Genomic DNA, 24,728 nt, shown 5'->3' with positions numbered 1-24,728 from the left:
CATACTGCAGCTAGTTTGCTGCAGTGAGCAACAACGTAAACTTACACCTCCAAACTCCCTTGAATCACCGGCACAAATCCAGCGGCCAATAGCAGAAATTCTTGCATCATTAAAAAGGGGAGTCTTATTTTTATCTCTAACTATTACCACTCTGACTAAAAACTATTCATCTGGACAAGCTCAATATCACACACATTGCACCCCGCATTTTTTACTATTTGGCGCAAAATGATTTCTATTGGGTGTAATCACTGCAAAAGTACATCGACAAATTAACCAGTAATTTATATTTTTCCTTGCCGACAGGAAAAACACTTACGATCAAGCTAACAAACATTAATTTCCACCAACCATAAAATCAGCAAAAAAAGGAATTACACGAAACTTTCGCTAGCTGTTGAGGAGCTTTTCACGACTAACAAACTGTATTTCACCAGTCGTTGACAAGAGAGGCATATACTGTGCGCTGGCACTTGAGCACTTAAGGATACATCGCTAAGTCGCCAAAATAATCCATATAAACCTTTTGACTATGGCAGTGAAGGACCCACCCGGTAAAGCACCGAGGTCTGCATTTCATATCGTATGGAGATGATTTCAATGCAAATAAAAAGACCCTCTCTCTGTGGCGCAATAATAATCGCCATGTCACTGCTGACGTTAAATGCCTTTGCCGCCAACGAGGAGGAAGTTGTGACTGATCCTGTTATTCGCCAAGGCCCTGTCGAGGGCCAGCCAAAGTCCAACCAGTTCTGGTGGCCGAACCAGCTGGATCTCAGGCCCCTACGCCAGCACTCACCGAGATCCAACCCCATGGGTGATGATTTCAATTATGCTGAGGAATTTAAAACCCTGGACTTAAAGGCAGTAAAAAATGACATAAAAGCACTGCTAAAAAACTCCCAGGATTGGTGGCCAGCAGACTACGGCCACTATGGACCTTTTATGATCCGCATGGCCTGGCACAGTGCAGGGACTTACCGTATTAACGATGGCCGTGGCGGGGCGGGTGGTGGCCAGCAGCGTTTCGACCCCCTTAACAGTTGGCCGGATAACGCCAGCCTGGACAAGGCGCGGCGGCTGATCTGGCCGATTAAGCAGAAATACGGTCGCAAACTATCCTGGGCAGACTTGATAATTCTCACTGGCAATGTCTCGCTGGAATCCATGGGGTTTGAAACTTTTGGTTTTGCCGGTGGACGGGTGGATGATTGGGAGCCCGACCTGGTCTATTGGGGGCCGGAAACCAAATGGCTCGCTGACGAGCGCTATACCGGTAACCGCCAGCTGGAAAAACCCCTAGGCGCAGTGCAAATGGGGCTGATTTACGTCAATCCCGAGGGCCCCAATGGCAAACCTGATCCCGTAGCTGCCGCTACTGATATTCGCGAGACCTTCGGTCGTATGGCGATGAACGATGAAGAAACCGTGGCTCTGATCGCCGGGGGACACACTTTCGGTAAAGCCCACGGCGCAGTGAAAGCCGATTGCCTAGGCCCGGAACCGGCCGCAGCCCCCACGGAACAGCAAGGCCTTGGCTGGAAAAACAAATGCGGTAAAGGCAATGCAGATGACACCATGACTTCCGGCCTGGAAGGTGCCTGGTCTGCCGCACCAATCACCTGGAGCCAGCAATACCTGAATAACCTGTTCAACTTTAACTGGGTACAGACCAAGAGCCCGGCAGGAGCAGTGCAATGGATTCCCGATGACCCCAATGCCGCCAATCTGGTACCCGATGCTTTCGATAAAAACAAGCGCCACGCGCCCATTATGTTTACTACAGACTTGTCCCTTAAATTTGACCCCAGTTACAAAGAAATTGCCCAGCGCTTTCAGAAGAACCCGGATGAGTTTAAGCGTGCCTTTGCCAAAGCCTGGTTTAAACTGACCCACCGGGATATGGGACCGCGTGCACGTTACCTGGGAATGGAGGTCCCAAACGAGGATCTGATCTGGCAGGACCCGCTGCCCAAAGTGGATCACCCCCTGGTCAATGACCAGGATATTGAGCAACTCAAGTCAAAAATCCTCGACTCCGGACTAACAATCCCCGAGTTGGTCCGCACCGCCTGGGGCTCAGCATCCACTTTCCGCGGTTCCGACATGCGTGGCGGTGCCAATGGCGCACGCATTCGACTGGAACCGCAAAAACAGTGGCCAGTGAATGATCCCACTGAGCTCGCCAAAGTATTGTCCGAACTGGAAAAAATCCAACAGGAGTTCAATAACAACCAGTCCGGTGGTAAAAAAGTCTCTCTTGCCGATCTTGTCGTGCTCGGTGGTTCTGCAGCTGTTGAAAAAGCCGCTGCGGAAGGTGGGCAGAAGATCAAAGTACCTTTCAGGCCCGGGCGTGCTGATGCGAATCAAGAGCAGACCGATGTGAAATCGATGGCAGTGCTGGAACCAACCGCCGATGGATTTCGCAATTACTTCGCCAAAGATAACAGCCGAACTCCCACAGAGATGCTGGTAGATCGCGCTAGCCTTCTCACTTTAAGTGTGCCGGAGATGACCGTGCTGGTTGGCGGTATGCGGGCATTAAATGCCAATACTGGTGGATCTCCCAGCGGCGTTTTCACCGATCGTCCTGGCGTACTCACCAATGATTTTTTCGTGAACCTGCTGGATATGTCCACCGAATGGAAGAAGTCTGAAAAATCAGAGGGGCTCTATGAGGGCAAGGATCGCAAGACCGGTAAGGGAAAATGGACAGCCACTTCTGTAGACTTGATATTCGGTTCCAACTCAGAGTTACGGGCAATAGCTGAGGTATATGGTTCCAATGATTCCCAGGAAAAGTTTACCCAGGATTTTGTCAAAGCCTGGGCCAAGGTAATGAATCTGGACAGGTTTGATATTAATAATTAATAAACTGCCGAAAAAGAAAGCCAGGGTTAACCCTGGCTTTCTTTTTTTAATTTATAATCCAAGACACCTAAGTCTTATTTTTTTCTTCAGCCAACCCTTAAGTATCATCTCGAAGATGTCGATCAAAGAAGTCCTTAATCATTCCGTACTGATGAATACGAGTTTGCTTACCACGTAAACTATGCTTTTTGCCCGGATAGGTCATGAGTTCAAACTGTTGGCCATTATCCTGCAATTGTTTAATAAGGCGTGTGGTATTGGTAAACAATACATTATCATCTGCCATTCCATGGTAAATCAGTAACGCTCCTTTCAATCCATCCGTGTAGGGGAATACAGAGGAAGCCTGGTAAGCTTCAGCATCCTTATTGGGGTTACCCATGTAACGTTCGGTATAGTGAGTATCATAAAGCATCCAGTCAGTCACAGGAGCGCCCGAAACACCGGCCTTGAAATAGTCTCCTGCCTTGAACATGCTCATCAGTGCCATATAGCCGCCATAGCTGTGGCCATAGATACCTATATTATCACTATCCACATAGGGGAGTGAGCGCAGGAATTTAACGCCGGTTACCTGGTCTTCTACTTCCGGGTTCCCCATATTTTTGAAAATAGGGTTCTCGAAAGCAGTACCCCGATTGGCGGAGCCTCGGTTATCCAGGGAAAATACAATGTAGCCTTGCTGTGCCATATACTGATTTATAAACTTATCCCAACTATTGGTTACCACTTGTGCATGGGGGCCGCCATAAACAAACACCATTACCGGGTAGCGTTTTTTCGCATCAAAATTCGCCGGCTTGTACAGGCGATAATTCAATTTATGCCCCTGTGAAGCTTTGATAGTGCCAAACTCTGGAGTAATCCACTGGTCCATATAGGGATACAATGGATGTCCTTCAGCCACAGCATTCTCTTCCAGCCAGGTAATCCTTTTACCATCGGAACTGTGCAAGCTTACCTGTGGAGGAGTGGTAATGCTGGTAAATTTATCGATATAACCAGAACCATCCCCAGCAAACTCAATACCATGCATTCCCCCGCGCTTTGATATTCGCTGAATATGTCCTTCTCCCTGCAGGTTGACGCGATACAGATGCCGCTCTATATCGGAGTCTTTACGACCGCTGAAGTACACAATGCCATTCTTTTCATCCACCGCTTCCAGTTCATCAACTACCCAGTCACCTGCGGTTAGCTGTTTTAACAGCTTGCCATTAAAACCGTATAAATAGAGATGCTTGTAGCCGTCCCGCTCGGAGGACCAGATAAATTGGTCACTATTCTTCAGGAAATAGAGATCATCACTTAGGTTTACCCAGGTATCACTGGACTCGCTTAATAGACTTCGGGTATTTCCACTGTTCAGGTCATAGGCGCGAAGCACGAGCTTTTGCTGGTCCCGAGACTGCCATTGGAAAGTCAGTACATCATCGCTGGCCCAATCCACTCGGGGAATATAGATATCCTGCTCTTCCCCCAGATTAACCCACCGGGTTTTTCCGGAATCAACCTCCATCACTCCAAGGCGAATATTGACATTGGCCCGACCTGCTGCAGGATAACGCTGGCGAATCATATCGATGCGATCCGCATATATCTCACTGCGGGTCACTTCATCCACAGGGGTTTCATCAAACTGTAGGAAGGCGATATGACGGTCGTCCGGAGACCACCAGTAACCGGTCATACGGTCCATTTCTTCCTGGGCAACAAACTCGGCCATCCCATTTTTGACTGGCCCTTTTCCATCGCTGGTTAACGCACGCTCTTTACTGGTTTCCAGATCAACAATAAAAATATCCTGATCGCGGATAAAGGAGACATATCGCCCTTTTGGGGAAACACGAACATCAGTTTCAAAGGCTTCGGTTTCGGTCAAACGCCGCGCAGATTTCTTATCCAGATCGTAGTAATAGACATCTCCCGCCAGGGGAAACAGCAGGGACTGGCCATCCTCAGACCAGCTGTACTCCATAATGCCGCTGCCATAAATTCGCTGGCGCTCACGTCGGGCTTTTTCCTCATCCGATAGAACTTCATTGCCACGGTGTAAGCTGTCGGAATTCACCAGGACACGGGACCGGCCATCGGCAATGTTGTATTCCCACAAATCGTAGCGGTTGTAATCCTCTTCCCGTCCCCTTAGGAAAGTTACCCTGCGACCATCGGGAGAATACTCAAGGGCGCGGGGCGCTGTGCCTGCAAGGGCTGGATCGGAGAATATTCGCTCAATAGTCAATGTCTCCGCGGAGCAGAATCCCGCAAAGGTGCAGCTAAGCAGGGCAAGCAGTTTTCTTTTCATAGAAGGGCTCTTTGTTTTAGTGTTCTAAGATAAGTGTAAACCTGAGCTAAACAGGGGCACTAAGCCCTATTCTCTGCAAGCAAAAAAGCCCCCGGATTCTACAATGTAATCTCCAGGTAGCGGAGGGCATCGAGTTCTATTTTTAGATTTGGCAGGAAGACAATCAAACCTGCTGCAATTATCACTTTTTGCCACTATTTAATCTCCATCACTGATCTGTATATCAGCTGAAGACGATCTCGGGCCTGATTGCTCACAAAAGAAAAATATTGAAGAGCCACCTTGCTTCTATTGGGACAATTCTGCTTGTTCCCGGCAGCAATTTCACCCCAAGGACACCCAGATCGAACCTCTTCCTGTCTACCATTTGGGCTCATTCATAAACGCTCTGCCTACAGGGCAAACTTTAGGTCGGACCATATGGTCCGGATATACAGAGTGCAGATTAGGTCATGCCAGACAGTGGCCACGACAAGAGTAGTGACCCAGCCAAACTTGGTAATTTGAACTTATAATCGCTGAATAATAAGAACAAAATCCTCAGTTTTGCACTCACTTCTCTCAGTGACTATTACTTAGAAAAAGAGAGTTTAATTCAACTAATCGGAGTGGCCGAAAAAGTACTGAAAGCTTCAGTCCCCCTCTCAATTCAACCATGCTTTGAGTAAAATGGACTCTCGGTCCTGTCATCCCTGTAAATACTTAGGCTCTCCCTGAAACCCCTCCACACAGCCATAGCAAAGACTCTTATTTGCATTTCAAGACGACCGGTCGTATATTTAAAGAAGTTAATAGACGACCGGTCTAATGTTATGGCTCGACCTCGCAAAAGTGAAAACACCAAAGAAGCCTTGCTGGAAACAGGCACTGCAATGCTAGCCAGCCAGGGCTATCACGGCACTGGTATCAAGCAGGTACTGGATGCAGTCGGCGTACCCAAAGGTTCTTTCTACAACTATTTCCCCAGTAAAGAAGCCTTCGTGGCAGGCATTATTCAGCACTATGGCCAACAGATTGATACAGAACTAGCTCAGACGAGAGTAAGCCTGGGTCAGGTGCCCGGTTTGATCTTGCTTTGGTGCTGCTTCCAGAACCGTGTTCAGAACAAAGTACAAGCAGGCCAATCATGTGCCTGTCTACTGGGCGCAATGTCTGCCGAAATAGCACAGGCCAACCCTCTTTGTCGTAAGGCCATTGAGTCTGTAGAGCGCAGGTGGTTGGAAAATCTTCAGTCGATATTGCAAGTAGCCCAAGATCAAGGAGATCTGCGTACTGATATCTCCTCCGAAAGCCTGGCGCCACTGTGTTATAGCGTTTGGCAGGGCAGTATTTTGCAATACCAGGTATCCGGTGACCCCAATGACTTACTCAAACAGCTACGGACTTTTTTAAGCACCCTGGTAACGCAACAGGGGGCACAAACACTGAGCAGTATTAAAACTTACAGTCAGGAGATTCACCTTGACAAATAGCACCCCCCCCCAAAAAAATGCCGACCGAGTTACACCTCTCTCTCGCCCGCTGAGTATTCTGCCTGGAATCAGCGTGAAAAACCGCTTGTTTAAATCTGCTATGAGTGAGCAATTAGCTGATCGTAATCACGTCCCTACAAAGGAACTGATTCACTTATATCGCACATGGGCAAAAGGGGGTACAGGCCTGCTGGTCACCGGCAATGTCATGATTGATCGTACTGCTCTGGGTGAACCGCGAAATGTGGTATTGGATGAGGAATCAGATCCTTCACTGTTCCGGAAATGGGCCGAAGCCGGGCGTCAGAATAGCACGCAAATCTGGATGCAATTAAATCATCCAGGTAAGCAAATACCTAATTTTTTAAGCACTGAACCTGTTGCACCTTCTGCAGTACCCCTGGGTAATGGCTTAGAGAAAACCTTCAACTGCCCAAGAGAACTAACGCAAGACGAAATAGTAAATATCATTCGAAAATTTGCCTGGTCCGCCGCACAGGCAAAAGAATTTGGATTCACTGGTATTCAGATACATGCCGCTCATGGTTATCTGATCAATCAATTTCTGTCCCCTCATCACAATCGACGAAATGATCAGTGGGGAGGAACCTTAGAAAATCGCCTGAGATTTTTACGTGAAGTATATAGTGCCATTCGCGGAGCAGTTGGCAAAGATTTCCCAGTGGGCATAAAACTCAATTCAGCCGACTTCCAAAAAGGCGGATTCAGTGAAGAGGACTCCATGCAGGTTTTACAAACGCTGCAGAGTGAGGGTATTAACTTAATTGAAATCTCCGGCGGCAACTATGAAAATCCAAGTATGGTCGGTGCCAATGTGAGAGAAAGCACCATAAAGCGGGAAGCTTATTTTCTCGACTACGCAGAAAAAGCACGGGCACGGCTGCAAATTCCCGTAGTGGTTACCGGCGGCTTCCGTTCCGCAGCAGCCATGGAGGCAGCCCTTACATCAAAAGCTGTGGATATGATCGGCCTTGCCCGCCCCTTGGCAGTTGATCCACACCTAACACATAAACTTTTATCGGATGGTAACCACAAAATAGCATTGAAAAAACTCACCACAGGTATTCCCAGCCTGGATTTCATGGCTATGCTGGATGTCACCTGGTATGAGCAACAACTGGCACGTATTGGTAGTGGCAAGCCAGCGAAACCGAATATGAGTGCTTGGGCTTCAGTGTTGAAAACCCTGGCTTCTGTGAGCTTGCTTTCATTTCAACGACGACGGGCCTGAGAGTCGTAAACCCATGGTGTGTAAAAAAGTCTGAAAAATTTTTTTGCACTTAAGAAGCTATCGGCCTTCATCACAATTAGCTCGCTAATCAAGTGGACTGGTTAATGCGACACATGGATGTGCCGCCCTGGGCCGATGCAAGCCTGTGAAATACCTGCAGACATACCTATCTCTGTCAGTATTTAATTTTCAGTATAACTATGGCTATTTCCCAGAAAAAAGCTTATTGGCTGTAGTCTCTCCCCACTCTTCCAGGAAAAATTTCCCTCAACTTAAATCATCGATGGGCCTCTGTAACACAAAAAACTATAGCCGAAGAAATTATTCACTATTTCCCCCTCGAAAATATCCTTTCTGAATTTGGACTAAGACAAGCTCTCGACGTGAGTGATTAGCCTTAACAATTGTTTACGCTGCTTAACCGACATTTATACAGGGCTGTGGTCATACTTGATCCTAATTCATCACAGGATAAAAACAATGAAGGTTCACTTACTCGCTTCCATGACGACAATCCTGCTTATTTCCGGCTGTAGCTCCACACCTGAGGTGCCCACTTCGGAATCCTTTGTTACGGATATCACTGAGCTGGGTCACAAGCGTTTTACTTACAAGGCGAGTCAGGAAATTAAGCCTTCTGGTCGTGGGGGCCGAGGGAATAAGCCTTCCCATGGCCCGGGAATGGGGGGCGGTGGTAAGCCACCTGGTGGCAAACCCGGCGGCGGCAAAACAACCTCAGGCGATATCAAGAAAACCGCGATGGAAAGGATAGAGCTACTACTCAATGAAAGTGGATTCTGTTCAAATGGCTGGTTCCTGATAGAGCAGACATTCGATCAAAATCGAGCAGAAATTCTCGGGGAGTGTCGTGCAGCAGCGCCCCAATAAATGGGCTCTAATATGAGGTTATATCCAAAAGTAGGCTGACAAAGCTGCAACCCAGCACCGTTTCAACGCCCGGTTGCAGCTAATTAAAGGGTCTCAGCCTCTCGAGGCTGCAGACTTTTCGTATTTCAGCAGGTAATCCGCATGGAAACGCAGGTGTTCTTCAATAAATGAAGCGATGAAATAATAGCTGTGATCATACCCCGTATGATGTTCTAACTGCAGAGGGTACCCACAGGCTTCAGCTGCCATTTGCAAAGCTTCGGGCCGCAACTGTTGCTCAAGAAATTCATCATCATTGCCCTGGGACACCAGTATCGGCAGGTGAGTCGTTGCCCGCCCCATCAGTACACTCGCATCGTAGTCTTCCCAGCTGGTGGTATCCGCCCCCAGATAGGCCCCCAGAGCCTTTTCGCCCCAAGGACAAGCAATAGGGTTACAAATAGGACTGAATGCCGAGACTGATGTATAGCGTTCAGGGTTGCGCAGACCTACAACCAGGGCTCCGTGCCCCCCCATGGAGTGGCCACTGATCGCTCGGCGTTGACTTACTGGAAATTTGGCTTCAATCAGCCCTGGCAGCTCATCCACAATGTAATCGTACATTCTGTAATGCAACTTCCAGGGTTGCTGGGTGGCGTTGACATAAAACCCCGCTCCCTGTCCCAGATCATAGGAGGCGTCGTCGGCAACATCCTCTCCGCGGGGACTGGTATCGGGGATAACCAATACAATACCCAGCTCCGCCGCCAAGCGCTGAGCACCAGCTTTCTGGCTGAAGTTTGCATCAGTACAAGTGAGGCCCGACAACCAGTAGAGCACAGGGTAGCGATAATCTGGTTCGCTCTCCGCCTTTTGCGGCAGGAAAATGGAAAAATGCATGGGGCAATTCAAAACACTGGACTGATGACGATATTGCCGCTGTAAGCCATCAAAAGACCTGGTGCTACTGACAAGTTCAATAGACATGGTGCAACTCCATTCAAGCCTCTTCGTAATGAATAACACTACGAATACTTTTGCCTTTATGCATCAAATCAAAGGCATCATTAATTTTATCCAACGACATGGTATGAGTTATAAAATCATCCAGCTTGAATTCACCCGCCATGTAACGCTCAACATAATCCGGTAGTTCGGAACGGCCCTTTACTCCTCCAAAAGCAGTGCCACGCCATACCCGTCCAGTTACCAGCTGGAAGGGGCGAGTACTGATTTCCTGCCCGGCACCGGCCACACCAATAATGACAGATTCCCCCCAGCCTTTATGGCAACATTCAAGGGCGGAACGCATCACATCGACATTCCCGATACATTCAAAGGAATAATCAACACCGCCATCTGTAAGATCAACAATCACCTCCTGAATAGATTGCTCATAATTTTTGGGGTTAATACACTCAGTCGCCCCGAGTTTTTTTGCCAGGGCGAATTTTTCCTCGTTGACATCGATTCCGATAATGCGCTCGGCTCCTGCCATTTTGGCGCCAATCACTGCAGACAAACCAATCCCGCCAAGACCAAAAATAGCCACGGTTGAACCCGATTCCACCTTAGCTGTATTCATAACCGCTCCCATGCCAGTGGTAACACCACAGCCGAGCAGGCACACCTCCTCCAGCGGTGCTTCGGGATTAATTTTCGCCAGGGAAATTTCCGGCAAAACTGTATATTCAGAAAAAGTGGAGGTGCCCATGTAGTGATAAACGGGTTGTCCATCGACCGAAAAACGGGTGGTGCCATCGGGCATCAGACCTTTGCCCTGGGTGGCCCGGATTTTTTGACAAAGGTTGGTTTTACCAGACAGGCAAAATTTGCACTCCCCGCATTCCGGGGTGTACAGAGGAATAACATGGTCACCAACTTTTAAGCCGTTGACTCCCTCCCCCACGGACTCAACGATGCCCGCTCCCTCATGACCGAGAATCGCTGGAAATACTCCTTCGGGATCCTCGCCAGACAGGGTAAATGCATCGGTGTGACAGACTCCAGTAGCAGTCAACCTGATACGCACCTCACCTTTCTGGGGAGGCATGACCTCAACATCTTCAATCGAAAGCGGCTCTCCCGCCTTCCAGGCCACGGCAGCTTTACAGCGAATGGTCTCTGCACCCATAATTTTTTCCTTTTTTAGGCTTGTTTAAATCAGCAGTGGCCCAGCATAGCTCGCCGTTGGAAGAGAGGCAAAAGGAAGGGGGCAGCGCGAAATTGAAGTCAGGCTGCGGCTACTTGGGGTACACAAACATACAGAATTTATTTTCAAAAGCCCTCAGGCCAGCTCCCTTTGCCGCTTGCGCCATTGCAGTGGGGAGCTGCCGTGTATGGTGCGGAAGGCTTTAGAGAAAGCACTGGTATCGGTATAACCCAGGCTCGCAGATAGCAGTGCGATATCGATGCTGGAAGCGCGCAGGTGCCAACGAGCAGTTTCCATACGCGCTTCCTGTAGCAGCTGTTTAAAAGAAGTACCCGCCTCACTCAGGCGTCGCTGCAGGGTACGTACTGGCGTATCTACCAGCTGTGCAACCTGTGCCAGGCTGTGCTGTTGGGCCCCCAGGGTTTGTAGAATCAAAGTGCGCACCTGGCCAGTAATATCCCCTTCATGCCCCTTGATCAGCCCCTGGGTAAACTCGTCAAAATAATTCACCAGGCTCTGGCTCGGGGCGTTGAGTGGCCGCTGTAATAAGTCGGCATTAAAAATCAGGCAATCACCTTTCTGGGCAAACAGGACCTCCGCCTGAAAATACTCCCGGTAACGCTGCCTGGAAGAGATTGGAGTATGATGAAACTGTACCTGTAATGGACGGATATCTTTCCCAGCCAGCTCCTGGAACAGGCGACATGCAGCTCCCATAGCAAGCTCGCTGTATTGCTCTACAGAACCGGGGCCAACGAAATGACTAACTCGCCGCGCCACTAATAGTCCATCTCCCTCGGATATTCGCCAATGATCCGCCTGGTTGTGCAATACCATATAACGGTGGCTCACTGTCAAAGCTTCGTCCAGGCTCTCCTCTTTCAGTAACAGCTTTCCCAGCACTCCGAGCATACGTAAACCCTGCATCTCAGCCAGGCGCAGCCCGAAGTCTTCACAGTGCAACTCGTGCGCACAGAGATTCAACAAATCCGCCAGAGTGGCAATGGAGATAAGAACATCCGGGCGGCGCACACAGTCTGCAGGAAGACCAACACGCCCCAAAAGCCTGGCTGGGTTTCCCCCCAACTGCGGCACCAATGTATTGAAACCCGCAAGTGTGCCGCTGCGAATTTCATAAGTGGGGTTCATTGATCCATCTCCGCGAGTTCATCCTCTGCTGCATCTACCACCGTTTTCGGAGTGCTGTGTACTGTGCCGCGCCACGAACTGTTATCGCAGGCACACAGGAAAAGAAATCGGGTAAATTACTGGAATATAATATCAGGCCAAGTTCATTCCGGTAACAGAGGAACCTGGCGGGATAGGACGCCGATGCTGGCAAAATAGCCCGTGCAGGCGAAGCGGAAATCAGCCATTTTTCTTCACAAATTTGGTCAGGATTACAATGCGCTGCCCCTCTACGCGCCCTTCAATATGTTCTGGATTATCGGTAAGGCTAATACCGCGCACGGCTGTACCGCGCTTGGCAACCAGGCTGGAGCCCTTTACATCCAGGTCTTTAACAATGGTGACATTGTCACCGGCTTGGAGCCGCACACCATTACAATCGCGATGTTGTGCCAAATCTCTTTCTTCAGGCAAAGTACCAGCCTGGGCCCAGGCAAGGTGGTCGGTATCCAAATAGAGCATATCGAACAAATCCTGCGCCCAGGTTTCACCGGAAAGTTGCTTTAGCAATCGCCAGGCCAACACCTGTACTGCCGGCTCCTGGCTCCACATACTGTCGGCGAGACACTGCCAGTGGTCGCTATCCAATTGCACCGGGTTATCCAATTGATCCCGGCACACCTGACATAGTAATACCTGCGGGGTTGACTGCCCGGCTGACTCCGGCACTTCATAGGCCGCCAAGTTTTCCTGAGCCTTGCAAAGCTCACATTGACTGCCACTGCGCTGCTTCAATTGTTCCAGATTGACCATGGGTTGACCTCAAAAAGGGCGCAGTATACGCGCACAGAGGTCCGCCAGGGCAAGTGCCATAAGCATAGTTACCGGAATTCCGAGCGCGGTGATTAACCGTGAATCAGATGATACGAAGAGGGGGATATATCTCAGTTACAAATATCAACAGGGACCAAAGATCCCTGTTGATGGGACGTTACTAACGGGAAACGCTAATGGTGTGCAGAGATCGCCGAGGCGAAATGACCACCCTGCTTACTGGCAATTGCCGAGGTAATATCTCCCAGGCTCAAAATTCCCACCATGCGCTTTTCACTATTCAGCACTGGCATACGACGGAGTAATTGCTGCTCCATCTTATGTACTGCGGAAAGCAGGTCATCCTCTTCCCAGCACCATTCAATACCTTCAGTCATTACATCGCGGGCGGTCAGTGAAGATAGATTACCTCCCTGCACCACACCCCGACACACAATATCGCGGTCGGTAACTATACCAATCAAGCGATCATTTTCACCGATCGGTACAGCACCAATATCCTCATCGCGTAAAATCTTCGCCACTTCCTGTAGCGGAGTGTCTGGAGTACACCAGGTAGCTCCCTGGTGCATTGCCTGTTTCACTTTCATCACGTACCTCCGCCAATTTATTCAATATATTCGTCGGGTGGCAGACTTGGCCACCACCCGCCCGGAAAAAGGATCAGTGCACTTCAATACGCTTTCTTTGTGGGGGGGTCCCTTCGTGCTTCGGCACCGTCAGGGTCAGGATGCCATCCTTGAAGTTCGCATCGATCTCGCTCTCACGCACCTCCTCACCCAGGTTAAAGCTGCGCAAGAACTTGCCATAGCGGCGTTCTTGACGGAGTACACGGCCGTCTTTCTCTTCCTTCAGCTCGCGATGCACTTCTGCCTCGAGGGTCAGCACGCCATTTTCCAGGGTTACATTGATATCGTTCTTGCCAACTCCGGGCAATTCAGCGCTGATTTCATACATGTTCTTGCGTTCACTCACGTCGATACGCGGTGAGAAGAAACCCTCCCGCTCATTGCTGATGCCACGACTGGGGGAGAGCATCTGTTCAAACATATTGTCCAGATCCAGTAGGGACCCTCTCGGTATCAGACTCATAATCACAACCTCTCTGCTTCCGCTATGTCGCAAGAGGCGCAAGCTAGATCTCGGTGACCCGGCTTGCGCCTCTCACATCTTGTCTTCATTCTAGGTAATTCAGCGACACTCGGTAGGAAGAAGTACCTACACATACCATCACAAATAGCATTAAAAAGTATTCCTTATTTACTTTTAATCTATAAAAATTCTAATCGGTATCCTGCAATTAAAGATGTTAGTTGGTGGCGTCGAATTTGCCTACGATATTTAAGGGTGAATTAAAGAGGAAAAGCGCATGGCTCTAGCATGGGTCCTTGTGGCCAACCAATCGCAAGCCAGGATTTTCGAAGCACAAAAACGCGCCGGAAACCTCCATGAAATCGAAGCCCTTCTCTATCCTGAATCCCGTTTGTCAGGTCGTGAACTGGATAGCGATGCCCCGGGGCGAAGTTTTGACAGCCACGGCCAGGGGCGCCACGCGATGGGAAATTTCGCCGACCTGCACCGTCGCAGTGGAGACAAATTCGCCAAGGAAATAGCCCACACACTGGAACGGGGGCGACAGGAAGGTCGCTACGAAAAGCTCTATATCGTAGCGGAACCCTATATGGTGGGCAGCCTGCGTGATGCCCTGAAAACACCAACCCGCGCCACTATCGCCGGGGAGACCGGAAAAAATTTGGTCGATAGTCAACCGGACGAAATCCGGGCTCAATTACCCATCTGGTTATAGCGAAATATTTCAGGCAAATAAAAAGGGGCTGGCAAAAAAGCCCCTTTATTTTCTTGCGGAGAGATCAAGCTTTATTACTATCGGCAAGCAGCTTGCCAATTAACAAATCTTTTTCGCGCCACCGTTCGTAGACCCACTGATTGAACTCCGCACGAAACACCTGATCGTTTGCGTAGTCCGAAACAAAGAATCTTTCCGGAATGCGAACCTGTTCAATACGAACAATAATTCGCTTCACCTTCCCACCCAGAAAATCGGAAAATGAGGGGATTCCATCCGGGTAAACTATGGTTACATTCAACAGGCGATTCAGCTGCTCCCCCAAGCTCTGGATTGCAAATGCGATACCTCCAGACTTGGGTTTGAGCAGATGGGCAAAAGGTGAGCCCTGCCTGTCATGTTTTTCCTGGGTAAAACGTGTTCCCTCAAGAAAATTCATAATACTTGTTGGGGTTAATTTAAAGCGCTCACAGGCTTTCTTAGTGGCCTCCAGATCCTTGCCACGCATTTCTGGGTGCTTTTTCAAATACGCCTTGCTATGCCGTTTCATAAAGGGGAAGTCCAACGCCCACCAACAAACCCCCATAACCGGAACCTTGATCAATTCCTGTTTAATGAAAAACTTCAGAAAGGGAATTTTTCGATTAAAAATGGACTGTAACACGAAAATATCGACCCAGCTCTGGTGGTTGGATGTCACCAGATACCAGCCCTCCTTATCCAATCCCTCATCACCCTGCACGTCCCAGCGCGTTTTCTGGGTAAGTTTCATCCAACCTTTATTCAAGGTGATCCAAGCTTCCGCAATGGCCATGAATATAGTGGCGAAAAACTTACGCAACACGGTAAAAGGGAGTATCAGTCGCAAAACCACAAAAAATAATAGGGGAATAAAACAGAGGATAGTGCCGATAGCCAACAAGCTCGAAGCCAATATCAGCAAAACAACAGAGGGAAGAAAATTTAACATCGTTCGTTTCTAAAATAATGAAATAACAAATAAAGCGCTTTGCCGCATTTCTATCAAAGAACTGCAATATTTTGCACTCAGGTGACCAGAGCTATCCGGTCAACTCAAGTCCTGGGCAATGCACATCCAGAAAACAAACCTGAACGGTCAGACACATCTATAGATTGCCGATCTCGATCATCATGGCCGTATACATTTTTAGATTCAGCCGGAATTGCTCCACAGTAATAAATTCGTGCTCGGAGTGGCCGGTGTAGGCTGTACCAGGCATGGAGGGACCAAAACTCACCGCATTGGGTAGCAACTTGGCATTAGTAGAGCCGCCAATAGCCACCGGTTTGGCCTCTTTCATACCTGTAAAGTGACGAAAAACATCCAGCAATGGTTCCACATGGGGCGCATTGTCCACCCGGTAGGGGTTACCCAGGGAGATCTCTGTCTTGGAGAGTGTGATACCCGTCTGCTGCTGCCAACCAGTAAGTGCAGAGCGGATTTCTTTCTCCAATTGAGGGGCACTTTTCCCTGTTGGTCGACGCAGGTTCAAAAAGCTGGTCAGCCCGGCCTCGGTGCTCTTTACCATAGTAATTGCAGCTGACATGGGCCCCATAAAAGTATCGCTATAGGCGATATCACCAAATTTTTCAGCCTCAATACCTGTGCCTATCAAGTCATTCAGGTAGCGGACTGTCGCTCCAGCAGCATTGGCCGGCCATTCGTGCACATTGAGAATATCGGCCAAATAGGCAATCGCATTGACACCGTGCTCCGGCTCAGAGCTGTGAATCGCTCTTCCAGCAGCACTCACTTGTAACTTGTCCCCGCTTTGAGCAAATTCAAAAGTTACCTGTGTGTGCTTGGCAGCCCGTGAGCGCATTGCCTCGATCAATTCAGGAGTGATATTGAGCAGAGTCGCCCGAGCCTCATCCGGCACCTGGCTACGGAAATAGCCACCGGAAAATTCCTCTAGATAGGGTTTGTCAAAGCCTTGTGGCAGGTGGCCCCCAGTGGTTACCTGCACTTCACTCCAGCCTTTTTCCGCAGTAACTACCGGATAACTTGCATCAATGGTGATGTTGTAAGCGGGGATTGGATAAGTTTTCAGAAAACTCTTCAGGGGCTCCCAGTCGGACTCTTCGGCCAGGTAAACCAGAAGCTCAATCCTGCGCTTCATCGGAACACCGCGGTCCTTGATCGCCTTCATAGCGTAAAGAGCGGTAGCAATGGGCCCCTTGTCATCCTCACTTCCTCGGGCAATCAATTTGCCCGGCTCACTCTCCCTATCGAGAAGAAATGGGCTCTTTTGCCATTTAGCAGGGTTTGCCGGCTGGACATCCCCGTGGGTGACAATACCCACCTTTTCAGGCCCTGCCCCTAAGGCAATCACCAATACATGACCAAAATCCTGGAACTCAAGCCCAAGTGCCCCCGCTTTCGCTTTTAGTGTTTCTTTAAACCCTGTAAACGCGGGGTTGTCTGCCAGGGCTAAATCCTCACGTGCCACAGTCTTAAAGCGCACCAGATCTGCGAGTGTTTCTGTCATGGCCGCTTCGTACTTTTCGACCGCGTAGTCTGCAGCGCTCTGAGCCTGGGAGGAAACTTCAGCCACAGCTGCCGCAGATAGAAAAGCCGGCAAAAGCAACGATAAGAGCGCAGGTTTCAGCCTCATAATTCCCCCCAAGTGAGTAAAAGCGCCATTGTACATCCCCACTCATTGGCATGACTCACCTTTTCAACCCAGTCCCAGTATTATTTATCGCCAATTGAATAGATCACCTAGCATCCAGCCCACAATTGCCGACTGCTAAACTACCCAATGACAACAGAACAAGACTGATTGCCCTTTCCAGTCAGGCACCCAGCTGCAACCTTTCTTGCTATCTCGGCCATAACATTGGTGAGATTGATTGCACAGGGTTGTGAAAAACTTTGGATTATCCGTTTCCTGGGGACCTAACCCCGCGCCGGGAGTAGTGCATGGGAACCACAATTGGCAAACATTTCCACCGCAAACAATGGCTGAGTGTGCAGCAGGCAGTCAACCACTTGAGTGCCCTCGCAGAGGAGCCGCTCACCAGCGCTCACCTGGCGGATCTCGCCGAAGAAAAACTCCTCGATCTCTACTGGTATCGCCCCGGGCAAAAGCTGATATTCCTGGACCGTATTGGCAGTCGTGAACTGGTGGAGCCTCTGCGATTATGTACAGACAACCGCAGTGACTGGAGTGCTATCGTCGGCATTTTGCGCCACAGTCCCGCCCTGCCCGCTTACGAGCAGGATACCCCCCTACTTGAGGATGCCCAGGGAAATCGCCTGCGTATTACTTTCGAGCACCATCAGCGACCAGAACCCTATAGTGGCCGCTGGTACCCAAACTTGGCAGAGTTGGTGCTTAAGCGTAGTGACCTGGAACAGCTGGAACCGCGCCTGTTCTCTCCAACGGAAGCCAACATCAGCCTGGAGCGTCACTTATTGCTCGACGTTATTTGGCAGCTGGAACAATTGGCTCTGGATGGTGAGCAGCACTCTACCAGCTGGCTGGCAGAGCAGCTTGCGCAGCGCTCTGCTTCCCTGGATCGCAATGCCTGTGAGCGGGTTCTCCTGGCCGCAGAGCGCGAGCGAGGCCAAAGCCGGGCGCATTAACCAAAGCTTTCCACGAAACCGGGGCGACTCACTCCGACCGCGTTTGAACTCCCTCCCAGAGTCACTCTCCAGCCATTGGTCACAAGCCTCAAAGGCTGTACTCTAGCGCCACTCAAAATAAAATGGCGGCAAGAGACCTCGGGAGGTAAACCATGCGGGCAAGGAATAACCAGACACAATATGGTTGGGTTGCCATTGTTTTGCATTGGCTGATGGCGCCGGCCATCATCGGTCTTTTTGTTTTGGGCTGGTGGATGCGCCAACTGTCATACTACGATCCTTGGTACCAGCAGGCACCAACTATCCATAAAAGCATCGGCGTCCTGCTATTACTCCTGTTGCTGCTACGGCTACTTTGGCGCCTGGTAAATACTACGCCACAAATAGAACCTGGCGCCCAACGCTGGCAAGTTGTTGCCGCAAAAGGTGCCCACAACCTTATCTACCTTCTGCTATTCGCCATCATGTTGTCCGGCTACCTGATCTCCACTGCTGATGGTCGAGCCATAGAGATTTTTAACTGGTTCAGTGTACCGGCAACTTTCCAGGGTATTCCCAACCAGGAAGACATTGCCGGCACTGTGCATGAAATACTGGCCTGGAGCCTGATTATCCTGGTAGCTATCCACGCTCTGGCAGCACTGAAACATCACTTTATCAACAGGGACAACACCCTGCTTCTGATGTTGGGAATTCTTAAGAGACCTGATCACTCGGAAGATCAAGCCCCTATCACAACCACAAAAAAGGAAACAACCATATGAAGAAGCTCACTGCACTCTTGTTCGCTGCACTGCTTGGCACCACAGCCCAGGCCGCCGAGTACAAAATCGACACCAAAGGCGCCCACGCTTTTGTACAGTTCCGTATCAAGCACCTCGGCTACAGCTGGCTATATGGCCGCTTCGATGACTTTAACGGTTCATTCTTTTACGACGACAAGGCGCCGGAAAAATCCTCCATCAACGTCAATATCGATGTGACCAGCCTCAACAGCAACCATGCTGAGCGCGACAAGCACTTGCGCGGGGCAGATTTCCTTAACACCGAAAAATTCCCCTCCGCTACTTTCAAGAGCACCAGTTTTGAGCCCCTTGAAGATGGTAAAGCCTTGTTAAAGGGTGAACTGACTCTGCACGGTGTGACCAAACCCATCACCATTGATGTCTCTAATATCGGTGGAGGTAAAGATCCGTGGGGTGGCTACCGCCAGGGCTTCAGCGGCACTACAGAATTCGAGCTGAAGGATTTCGGTATTGATTACAATCTGGGTCCCGCGTCCCAGAAAGTAGAGATGATCCTAGACATCGAGGGCATCCGTATCTAAAGCGGAGCACAAGCCCCCGACAACTTTGAGGAGCCGAGGCAATGTAAGTCTGGGCCCCCTCTCATTTCAAGAAAAGTCAGGGGCACCCAAGTTTTACAACTCCCCTCTGGTTATCCAGCACTCATGGAAGCTTGCCTGAGCTGCCACCATAATTGGGAACATTATCAGCCCACTCGGCAAACTGTATATTTAACAGTAGAAACGTCTACAAGGTGCAAGTAGCCAGGCTTTGGGCAGTATGTGCCCAAACATCGAAAATGAAGACCTCACCCTGGCGGCACTCACTGGCAGGAATTGCCGCCAGATTGGCATTTTTGAGCAGCAGTGAATCCATTAGGTTGAATAGTTAAAAATCAACATTTATAGCTACACGACCATAGCCAAGGCCAAGGCCAAGGCCAACCAAATTTGATCTGAAAATTTATTGGGTTGTTCATTGACCTAAAAAAATTGGTAACCGGAGCTTCCAGATACTTTTAACTATCTGCAAACACCAAATCTGTGGCAGAAATTCCAACCCGATCACACTAAGTAAGCACAAACTATTACGGAGCTTTTGACGACAGAGCAACTTTTCAGAGAAAATAGAGGCAATTAGCATCAATCATTGCAATCGCTCCTTAGATCGGTATAAATGGGGCGATAACTTGAGAGCATTTGAAAACCCATAGTGACCACTCACTTAGAACCGATTTACAACACTCTTAAAGCTGCCCAACACATTGCCATTACCCATGGCTAACCAAGTGACCTACTTGGCTCACCGCGGCTTTTAGACAGCACTAAAAGAGAAAAACCTCGCTACCCAAGGTTTCCTCTTACTCCATAGAGTAAGTGCGCTCACCATGTTTTAAGTGTGGAGATGTCAGTTTCGCAGGAAAACGCTCTGACACTATTGCCAGAGTAAAAAGGACAGAAAGATGGCTTGCCTACAGCATCCAGATAGGGAACAACCAGTATATCTAATGGCGCACCACACCATTGGCCGCCGCCAGGGCGCAGTGGACACCCGCATTACCAGCGCCGAAATTTCTGGTATCCATTCGGCAATCCAATGGACCGGCACTCACTGGAATATTCGTGATCTCAGCCGCAATGGTACCTGGCTCAATAGCCAGCAACTGGTTCCCGCCAAAAGTTATCCACTGCAAACTGGTGACAAAATCTGTTTCGGCCGGGCAAACAACCCCGCCTGGATCGTCGAGAACCTCGATGCTCCCGAGAATCTGCTGATCGATCTGCAAACTGGTGAATCGCAACCTCTGGAGCAATACCACCTACTCCCGAATGAGAGTGAACCACTGGCAAGCCTGCACTTCAGCCCGGTAACGGCCCAGTGGCAATATGAATTCACTGGCAACTCCGCCGAAGGTGGTAGCAAGACACTGGTACACCACGGCGACCGTATCGACTGCGGCCTGAACAGCTGGCAGTTGTTCCTGGCCGATAACCAGGGCGCCACAAAGGAGCTGTCCCTGCAGCAGCTGTCGATCACCGACTTCGGCCTGCGCTTCTCTGTCAGTTCTCATGAGGAGCATGTACAGCTGCAGTTACAGCGTGAGGGAATGAAGCAATCCCTACCCGCGCGGATTCACAACTACCTGCTGCTTTACCTTGCTCGTGCCCGCTTTCGCGACATGCAAAACGGTATGGATGTGGACTCCCAGGGCTGGGTCTCCATTCAGGTGGCCACCCACGAACTAGGGATCACAGTCAACCACCTGAACACTCAGATCTTCCGCGCACGCAAACAGATTTCCGAGTCTCTGCCTGATGCGGTGGATACTTCAAACCTTGTGGAACGACGCTCTTGGGAAATTCGTATTGGTTGTCACCAGTTTGAGATTTATAAAGGCGCTCAATTGGAAGCGAAAGCGGAACTGCAGGAAGCGTAAACTGGCATTTTGATAAATGCTCCGGTCTAGCTATCTCTTTTTTTCTTACTCAATGGTACTTAGTGAAGCTAGCAAGACTGAATCTCTGAGTTCCTGGAAAGACTTTCTATGGTAGTGCAGCCTATTCTTAGGCCAGCACACTACCTAATGGCCTACTATAACAGAGAGCGTCCACATCAGCACAACTATGGTATACCGCCCGAAAAGGCTGAAGAAAACTCAACTTACTGTCCGGAAACAGTTGACCACTACACACGCTGATAACGACAACGCTATAAAAAACTAACCATAATATGCTTGGGGCCCATGTGGAATAACAGCCAGGAGCGGGTTCAACTACCCAGTAGCGATGTGTCGTTCTCCGTCAATCTACATTCTTAAGGCTTCGCGACACGAATAGCGGCAAGCCTGGTTTCACATTTTCTGCTTATTCCAGCTATTTCTACTCAAGTTAGATTCGGCGATTTAGCTGCCAATCCCAACTTCAAGAAGCAGGCTCGTCAAAGACTGCATAGCAGCCCCTTCAAGCCAAAAGATATGGAATAACGTGAACCATTTCCTTCAGAAGGGAGACAGATGGCTTCACGAAAATGTACTATCAGGTAGAATGCCCCATCCATCCGAAAAGAACTAAATACAATGGACGTAGTTGCGCTGGAGAAAACTGAGGTATACCAAGGCCGCTATAGGGTAGAGCGCACCCTTGGTGCTGGCGGTATGGGGGTTGTCTATCTTGCTGAGGACGTAAAGCTCGGGCGTAAGGTTGCTATCAAGCAACTTCGCTCTGATATGACAGGCAACTCTGCTGAAGCCCGCTTTCGTAGTGAAGCTCAATTATTAGCCAGGCTGAACCATCCTAATATCGTACGACTGTATGATGTTCTCGAAGATGATGATAGCGTTTCACTAGTGATGGAGCTAGTGGAGGGCGTCACTCTCAAAGAGTGGCTCCGTGAGAACAGTGCGGCCTTGGCTCAAAAGCTGGATCTTCTAATGCAGATCTGCCAAGGACTTAGCGAAGCTCACTGCCTTGGCATTATTCACAGGGACCTCAAGCCAGACAACATCCTAGTCACCAATGATGGCTTAGCCAAGATTACTGACTTTGGTATTGCCAAAACTCTTGATTGCGACCAACAACTGACTCGGGAAGATCATATTGCCGGCAGTATCCAGGCAATGTCCCCCGAACAACTACAAGGCGCAAAACTGGATGCACGTAGCGACTTATTTAGCTTTGGTAGCATTGCTTATGAGTTATTATGTGGCTCAAAACCTTTCGAAAGAGACGGTATGAATGCGCTGGCCTTTGCCCAGCAAATATCCAGTAAGCCTCACATTCCACCACAGCAATCCTGGCCAGAGATTCCCAAACCTTTAGCAGCCTTGTTAGACCGGCTGTTAGAGAAAAATCCGGAGCTGCGCCCAGAATCAGCACAGCAGGTATTTGAGGCTCTCACTCTCGTACGTCAGTATGGTATCGATACTAGTACTCAACAGTATTCAGAAACAGTCACTCAGCTCTTAGTTAAACCGCGAAAAAAACGTGGCCGAATGCTCGCGGCATTGTCAGGAATAGCATTAGCTGGAGTCGGTGCCTTCTGGGGCTGGCACAGCTTTATGCAATTAGCACCACAGTATATTGCGGTATTACCCGTACAGTTACACGGAAAAGTACGCGGCGAGGAAAACGCTGAAACCCTGGTCACTGCTATGGTTCGGCAAGCCCTGATGAATACCCCCTCACAGCTAAAATCTAGCGCTTTGGTTACCTACACACCAGAAAAGGGAGCGCCACTTGAGAAGCAACTGCGGCGCTTGCGCACTCAAGGCATCACCGACGCATTACAAGCCCGCCTGGATTGTATGCAAGTTCGTTGCAGTATTGAACTACAGAGGATTAACCCCAGAGATAGCCAGGTAAGGCAGCAAGCCAGCTTTGTCTTTCTGACGGATAAACGCCAAGAGGCTCAATATACTATTACCAACAATGCGACCGAGTTATTTGGTAAAGACTATCAGGGTGAGCCTAGCGAATATAAGAGAATGATTGCGGAAGACTATAACCGCTATCTTACAATTCTCACTAAAGCTGACAGCACCACCAGCGAAGCCGTAAGTCGATCTGATTTAGATACATTGAAAGAACTTATCGCTTCTTATCCTCAAAATATCAATTTGTATTTGCTATATGCTGAGGCCGCAACAGATCTATTCTTAACTATCAATGATAACAAGTTACTTACTGACGCCCTTGGAGTTTTGCGTAACGCAGAAGAAACATATATTAGCCAAGCAGACCTTCTCGAAGCCAAACTTCTTATCAAATCCTTTAGTGGAAACAAAATAGGTTTCCAATCCACATTAAAAGAACTACAAGCTAAGGGACACCCGTCCGCTCACCTACTCGCCCAGTTCGCTCGTTTCCAATTTACCCAAGGTAATTACCAGCAAGGTTTAACATACGCAAAAGAGGCTACTGCCTTACACCCTTCAGCTGGAAACCTATATCTTATAGCTATGAACCAGACCGCTATGGGTAATTATGAAAACGCAAGAAAGACGGTATCAGAATTAATAAACCGCTTTCCTGAGCATTGGTCTGCCCATTCCCTAAAAGGCGTTATCGAACTAGAAACCGGTAACCTAAATAATGCAGAAAAGGCTATAACATCAATTCCAAAAGAATTTCGATCTTGGGGTGCCAAGAATAATTTAAGCACAGCTTACTTCTTGCAGGGAAAGTACGATCAAGCTCTAGAGCTTTACCAAGAAGTTCTAACCCAGTCACCCGACAACCTCACGGTGATCTCGAATATCGCAGAAGCATTTTTGATGCTTGACCGACCAGAGCTGGCCAAAGCCGAATACGCCAAAATTGTACAACTAACATCTTCCAACCAAGATACAGAAAGTGCCGCTAATGCCTTAAGGGTTCGTGCGATCGCGCTTGCCAATTTAGGTCAACAGTCCGAGGCAATTGCACTGATTACCAAGCTCCTTCTTTCCAGCCCGGATGATACTGATATTAAATACAGTGCAGCATTGATCTATACCCTCTCAGGGGAGTGGCGTTCAGCCAACTATTATATTGAAGAGCTTCTTCACCAAGACATGAGTACAGAGTGGTTTGTGCTTCCAGTTTTTAAAACACTCTGTACTCAACCCCAAGCTTCCGAAGAGGTCGTCGCAGGGATTTGTCTATAGT

Annotated in this window: 19 protein-coding genes; 10 read left to right on the top strand and 9 right to left on the bottom strand. The window is 49.2% G+C overall.

Going from position 1 to position 24,728, the window contains the following annotated elements; translation table 11 throughout:
* Positions 1–600: 600 nt before the first annotated feature.
* Positions 601–2,871, top strand: coding sequence for a catalase/peroxidase HPI (gene katG, locus GL2_RS09775; RefSeq protein ID WP_143730477.1), 2,271 nt, complete (start codon positions 601–603; stop codon positions 2,869–2,871).
* Between the two features lie 97 nt (positions 2,872–2,968).
* On the opposite strand, the gene GL2_RS09770 is transcribed toward katG, so the two are convergent.
* The gene (locus tag GL2_RS09770) at positions 2,969–5,176 is read right to left on the bottom strand and encodes a S9 family peptidase (RefSeq protein ID WP_143730476.1); all 2,208 of its coding nucleotides are present in this window, start codon (positions 5,174–5,176) and stop codon (positions 2,969–2,971) included.
* 812 nt (positions 5,177–5,988) lie between these two features.
* On the opposite strand from GL2_RS09770, the gene GL2_RS09765 reads away from it, so the two are divergent.
* The 3 genes from GL2_RS09765 to GL2_RS09755 all read left to right on the top strand — a co-directional run bounded on the left by GL2_RS09765 (position 5,989) and on the right by GL2_RS09755 (position 8,788).
* Positions 5,989–6,648 (top strand): TetR/AcrR family transcriptional regulator, encoded by a 660-nt coding sequence (locus GL2_RS09765; protein ID WP_143730475.1) that lies wholly within the window; start codon positions 5,989–5,991, stop codon positions 6,646–6,648.
* Positions 6,638–7,900: an NADH:flavin oxidoreductase/NADH oxidase family protein gene (locus GL2_RS09760; protein WP_143730474.1), complete on the top strand. Its 1,263-nt coding sequence runs from the start codon at positions 6,638–6,640 to the stop codon at positions 7,898–7,900. The genes GL2_RS09765 and GL2_RS09760 overlap by 11 nt, the downstream gene beginning before the upstream one ends.
* A gap of 480 nt (positions 7,901–8,380) precedes the next feature.
* Complete coding sequence (locus GL2_RS09755) at positions 8,381–8,788, top strand: hypothetical protein (protein ID WP_143730473.1); 408 nt, start codon at positions 8,381–8,383, stop codon at positions 8,786–8,788.
* 93 nt (positions 8,789–8,881) lie between these two features.
* Here GL2_RS09755 and fghA read toward each other — a convergent pair whose 3' ends face one another.
* The 6 genes from fghA to GL2_RS09725 all read right to left on the bottom strand — a co-directional run bounded on the left by fghA (position 8,882) and on the right by GL2_RS09725 (position 13,973).
* Complete coding sequence (gene fghA / locus GL2_RS09750) at positions 8,882–9,754, bottom strand: S-formylglutathione hydrolase (protein ID WP_143730472.1); 873 nt, start codon at positions 9,752–9,754, stop codon at positions 8,882–8,884.
* A 13-nt stretch (positions 9,755–9,767) separates the two neighbouring features.
* Positions 9,768–10,901: an S-(hydroxymethyl)glutathione dehydrogenase/class III alcohol dehydrogenase gene (locus tag GL2_RS09745; RefSeq protein ID WP_172621105.1), complete on the bottom strand. Its 1,134-nt coding sequence runs from the start codon at positions 10,899–10,901 to the stop codon at positions 9,768–9,770.
* A 153-nt stretch (positions 10,902–11,054) separates the two neighbouring features.
* A complete protein-coding gene (locus GL2_RS09740; protein WP_143730470.1) occupies positions 11,055–12,068 on the bottom strand; it encodes an AraC family transcriptional regulator in 1,014 nt (337 codons plus the stop codon).
* Between the two features lie 219 nt (positions 12,069–12,287).
* On the bottom strand, positions 12,288–12,860 hold the full coding sequence (locus tag GL2_RS09735; protein ID WP_143730469.1) for an alkylphosphonate utilization protein: 573 nt from the start codon (positions 12,858–12,860) through the stop codon (positions 12,288–12,290).
* A 194-nt stretch (positions 12,861–13,054) separates the two neighbouring features.
* Positions 13,055–13,471: a CBS domain-containing protein gene (locus tag GL2_RS09730; protein WP_143730468.1), complete on the bottom strand. Its 417-nt coding sequence runs from the start codon at positions 13,469–13,471 to the stop codon at positions 13,055–13,057.
* Between the two features lie 73 nt (positions 13,472–13,544).
* The gene (locus tag GL2_RS09725; protein WP_143730467.1) at positions 13,545–13,973 is read right to left on the bottom strand and encodes an Hsp20/alpha crystallin family protein; all 429 of its coding nucleotides are present in this window, start codon (positions 13,971–13,973) and stop codon (positions 13,545–13,547) included.
* Between the two features lie 277 nt (positions 13,974–14,250).
* On the opposite strand from GL2_RS09725, the gene GL2_RS09720 reads away from it, so the two are divergent.
* A complete protein-coding gene (locus GL2_RS09720; protein ID WP_143730466.1) occupies positions 14,251–14,688 on the top strand; it encodes a host attachment protein in 438 nt (145 codons plus the stop codon).
* 64 nt (positions 14,689–14,752) lie between these two features.
* On the opposite strand, the gene GL2_RS09715 is transcribed toward GL2_RS09720, so the two are convergent.
* Positions 14,753–15,658 carry an acyltransferase gene (locus tag GL2_RS09715; RefSeq protein WP_143730465.1) on the bottom strand — a complete coding sequence of 302 codons (906 nt, stop codon included), beginning with the start codon at positions 15,656–15,658 and terminating at the stop codon, positions 14,753–14,755.
* A gap of 157 nt (positions 15,659–15,815) precedes the next feature.
* Positions 15,816–17,324, bottom strand: a complete 1,509-nt coding sequence (locus GL2_RS09710; RefSeq protein WP_143730464.1) for a dipeptidase — start codon at positions 17,322–17,324, stop codon at positions 15,816–15,818.
* A 308-nt stretch (positions 17,325–17,632) separates the two neighbouring features.
* Here GL2_RS09710 and GL2_RS09705 point away from each other — a divergent pair, with 308 nt between their 5' ends.
* The 5 genes from GL2_RS09705 (at position 17,633) to GL2_RS09685 (ending at position 24,727) form a co-directional block, all read left to right on the top strand.
* The gene (locus GL2_RS09705) at positions 17,633–18,298 is read left to right on the top strand and encodes a hypothetical protein (RefSeq protein ID WP_143730463.1); all 666 of its coding nucleotides are present in this window, start codon (positions 17,633–17,635) and stop codon (positions 18,296–18,298) included.
* Positions 18,299–18,450: 152 nt separating this feature from the next.
* Positions 18,451–19,062 (top strand): cytochrome b, encoded by a 612-nt coding sequence (locus GL2_RS09700; RefSeq protein ID WP_143730462.1) that lies wholly within the window; start codon positions 18,451–18,453, stop codon positions 19,060–19,062.
* Positions 19,059–19,625, top strand: a complete 567-nt coding sequence (locus GL2_RS09695; protein WP_143730461.1) for a YceI family protein — start codon at positions 19,059–19,061, stop codon at positions 19,623–19,625. Before GL2_RS09700 ends, GL2_RS09695 begins: the two co-directional genes overlap by 4 nt.
* A gap of 920 nt (positions 19,626–20,545) precedes the next feature.
* Complete coding sequence (locus GL2_RS09690) at positions 20,546–21,520, top strand: FHA domain-containing protein (protein WP_232053811.1); 975 nt, start codon at positions 20,546–20,548, stop codon at positions 21,518–21,520.
* A gap of 639 nt (positions 21,521–22,159) precedes the next feature.
* Positions 22,160–24,727 carry a serine/threonine-protein kinase gene (locus GL2_RS09685; RefSeq protein WP_143730460.1) on the top strand — a complete coding sequence of 856 codons (2,568 nt, stop codon included), beginning with the start codon at positions 22,160–22,162 and terminating at the stop codon, positions 24,725–24,727.
* Position 24,728: the final 1 nt, after the last annotated feature.

Source organism: Microbulbifer sp. GL-2 (genome assembly GCF_007183175.1).
Classification (GTDB): Bacteria; Pseudomonadota; Gammaproteobacteria; order Pseudomonadales; family Cellvibrionaceae; genus Microbulbifer.
This window is presented reverse-complemented; position numbering and strand designations above follow the sequence as displayed.